The 2,901-nt window shown below is 71.5% G+C and carries 1 protein-coding gene and 1 pseudogene; one reads left to right on the forward strand and one right to left on the reverse strand.

Features of this window, described 5'->3' with window-relative positions; genetic code table 11:
* Positions 1-846: 846 nt before the first annotated feature.
* Positions 847-1,291: pseudogene (locus ACZ5D2_RS40820) on the forward strand (hypothetical protein).
* Between the two features lie 784 nt (positions 1,292-2,075).
* Here ACZ5D2_RS40820 and ACZ5D2_RS40825 read toward each other — a convergent pair.
* Positions 2,076-2,459 (reverse strand): hypothetical protein, encoded by a 384-nt coding sequence (locus tag ACZ5D2_RS40825; protein ID WP_371677472.1) that lies wholly within the window; start codon positions 2,457-2,459, stop codon positions 2,076-2,078.
* Positions 2,460-2,901: the final 442 nt, after the last annotated feature.

Here is a 2,901-nt window from a genome sequence, read left to right on the forward strand (position 1 = left end):
CGGTGCTTTCGAGGTTCTGCGCTTTCGCGCTTTCCCTTTCCGGCGGTTCCGACTCTATCAGAAGTTTTCCACCGGATTTCCCGGCTTCAGATTCCGAATGAAGAATCGAGTGCACCCGACAGGTGTTTGATGCCTTGTTGGGTGGGAGTCGCCGAACCTGTCCGGTTCGAGGCAACCGTTTGACTCTACAACCCTGCCTGTGGGGTGTCAAAACGGCGGGCGAGGGGTAACGGGTGCCCTCGTCTGCACACGTGCCGGGCAGTCACCGTGCCTGTGGTCGCTCCACGGAACGGAGCGGTACTTCAGGTGCGCCGCGAGGACGATCCGCCCGCCCGTACCGCCGAGGCCAGGCCGGTGACCTGCCCGTGCTCGAACACCGCGTGCCGAGCCGCCAGGGGCCCGGGGACCAGGGGAAGGGCCGCGGCGTGTCCGAGCGGACCGGATACCGGCGCCGAAGCCGGCAACGCGCCCGGTGCCCGAACCCCCTCGGCGGCCGCGCCCGCACCCTCCAGCGGTCGACGAGCCGGTTACCGGCGGCGAACCCGTCGATTTCCCGGGCCGATCTCGGTAACCCGTCCCGGGCCCACCCCCGGCAGCACCACCGGCTGGGTAGCGGCAGTCGACGACCCGGCCGTCTCGGCCGCCCTCCACGCAGCCCACTGGGATCCGGCAGCGACCTGGACCGTCACGACACCCGCCGCAGAGGCGGGCGACCGGCCCCCGGTGCCTACCGGCGGAGTAGCTGAACCTGCCGCCGGAACCCCTGATCGAACAGCGGCTCGGCGCCGGCCCGGCATGCCGATCGGTGACCCTCCCCCACCCGCGCAGGACGATGAGGAACACCCCATGACCACCTCTCACGCCGACCCCGACCCGACCCTGGCCGCCATCGGCCAGGCCGTCACCGGAAGCCGGGCCGGTGACATTCCCTCCGCCCGCCGGAAGCTCCTGGCCCTGTGGTCCACGATCGGCGTGACCGGCGACCCCCTGCACCGCTTCTCCCTCGCGCACGACCTCGCAGACCTCTACGAAGGCCCCGCCCAACCCCTGGCCTGGGACATCCGGGCCCTGGACGCCGCCGACGCGGTGACCGAGCCACCCGCCCAGAAACACCACGCCGGTCTGCACAGCGCCGGCTTCCATCCCTCCCCGCACCTGAACCTCGCCGACGACTGCCGCCGGCTCGGGCTCCTACGGTGACCTGGTTCGCGGCGCCATCAAGGAGGTCGCCGCAGCCATCGCCGCGCAGGACCGCACACGACGGGCATCCGTACCCGGCTCCCCTGCATGACGCACACCCTTCCCCACCCCCAGCCGAGGGACGGGCCGGACCCGCCTGGCCGTCGCGGGGCCCGCGCGGGCGTCTTCAGAGGAGGTGTGCAGCCAGGTCAGCTCCAGATCGCGGGCGGTCAAGCCGGCGGCCTCGCAGAGTGGGTCCATTTCGGATCCGGGAGGCGGTTCGCCGGCGAGGGCAGTGCCGCCGCTGCCGCCTGCGGCCCGAGCCCCGAAGGTGGGAGGACCGGCGGAGCAGAGCGATGCCCAGCTCCCGGTACAGAAGGTGCCCCGCCCCGCCGGCCTCGCTTCGGCCCCGGCGGGGAACTCCTCACGAGCCCGCCGCGGATCTTCGGGTAGCGGTCCCAGACCGAACAGCGGCCGGGCGTAACGGAGTTGTGCGGTGGGGTACGAGCGCGGGGGCGGACGGCCGAAGCACGTCGATCGCCTCCTCGATCACCTCCTCGGCCGCCGCAGAACCGTCCAGCCCCCACGAGAACCGGTCCACCAGGACCTCGGCCCGCTCCCCGCCGCCGCGTCCGTCGGCAGGGCCGCGAGTCGCCTCGAGGTCGGAAGCGTCAACGGTGACGACCCGAGCGAGCCGCGCCGGGAGATGTTCCGCCAGCACCGGATCACCGAGCCGGCCGACCAGCGGCTCGCCGTGATCCGCGTCGACGGCCGCGATGGCCCGGGGCCTGCGCACCTGCACGTCGCCCCGAACGGTGAATACGCCCTGAGCCGGCTCGGCCGCGGTTGCTCCGCCGCGAGTCCACCCACTGACGGGGCCGTCCTGGTCCCCGGCTTCAGGGACAGCGACCCACCACCACGTCGTGGGGCCACGCGTCGTGCTCGATGAAGTGCTCCACGGCCCGGCAGGCCACGGGGAAGGGGACGGTCTCCCTGTCGGAGTACGTGTCGATCTGCCCGTTGGACAGCAAGTATCCGCCCGAGACGCCCTCGGCCCGCGGATCGACCAGGTGCTCCCCGGGATCGCCCTCTCCGTCCACCAGGGCGACCATCGCGCGCTCGCCGTTGGTGACCACGGACAGCAGGCGGCCCCGGCCGTCGTCGAACCACGTCTCCTGGCTCGCCCAGTCCAGCCTGCGTACGAGCAACGACCGGGCTTCCGCACCGGAGTAGCCGTCAGAGGCAGAGCCCAGCAGACGCCAGCGATGAGACATGGTCATGGGATTCTCCGGATCCTCCGGTCCTGGGTGCCCCGTGCCTGACCGGAGACAGGCTGATGGTCCCACCCGAACTGCCGGCGGTCGGTGCCCGGTGGAAATCGAGTACCCACAGCGGATACGGCCTGCAAGGCTCTCAGGGCGACTGAGACGACCCCTTACGACGGCGACCGTGCCGGATTCACCCGCCAGGCACTGGCACGCCTGCTCCTCTGCGATCACGCCGTGGACGTCGCCGACGGCGCCGCCGGCCTGGTCGCCACCGAGAACGACCCTGACACCGGTCCCGGGGGCCGGGTCGGAACATTGGGATCGATGCCGTGAGCGCCCGCCTGGAGCGAACGGACTACCGGCCCGTAAACGCAGAAAAGCCCCGCACCATAAGGTGCGGGGCTTTCCCACAATGATTGTTCGGCGGCGTCCTACTCTCCCACAGGGTCCCCCC

This window comes from Streptomyces sp. NPDC031479, assembly GCF_055581065.1.

Bases quoted from the DNA above. Each gene is read 5' to 3' on its own strand.
- ACZ5D2_RS40825 (WP_371677472.1), bottom strand. From the start codon at position 2,459: ATGACCATGTCTCATCGCTGGCGTCTGCTGGGCTCTGCCTCTGACGGC.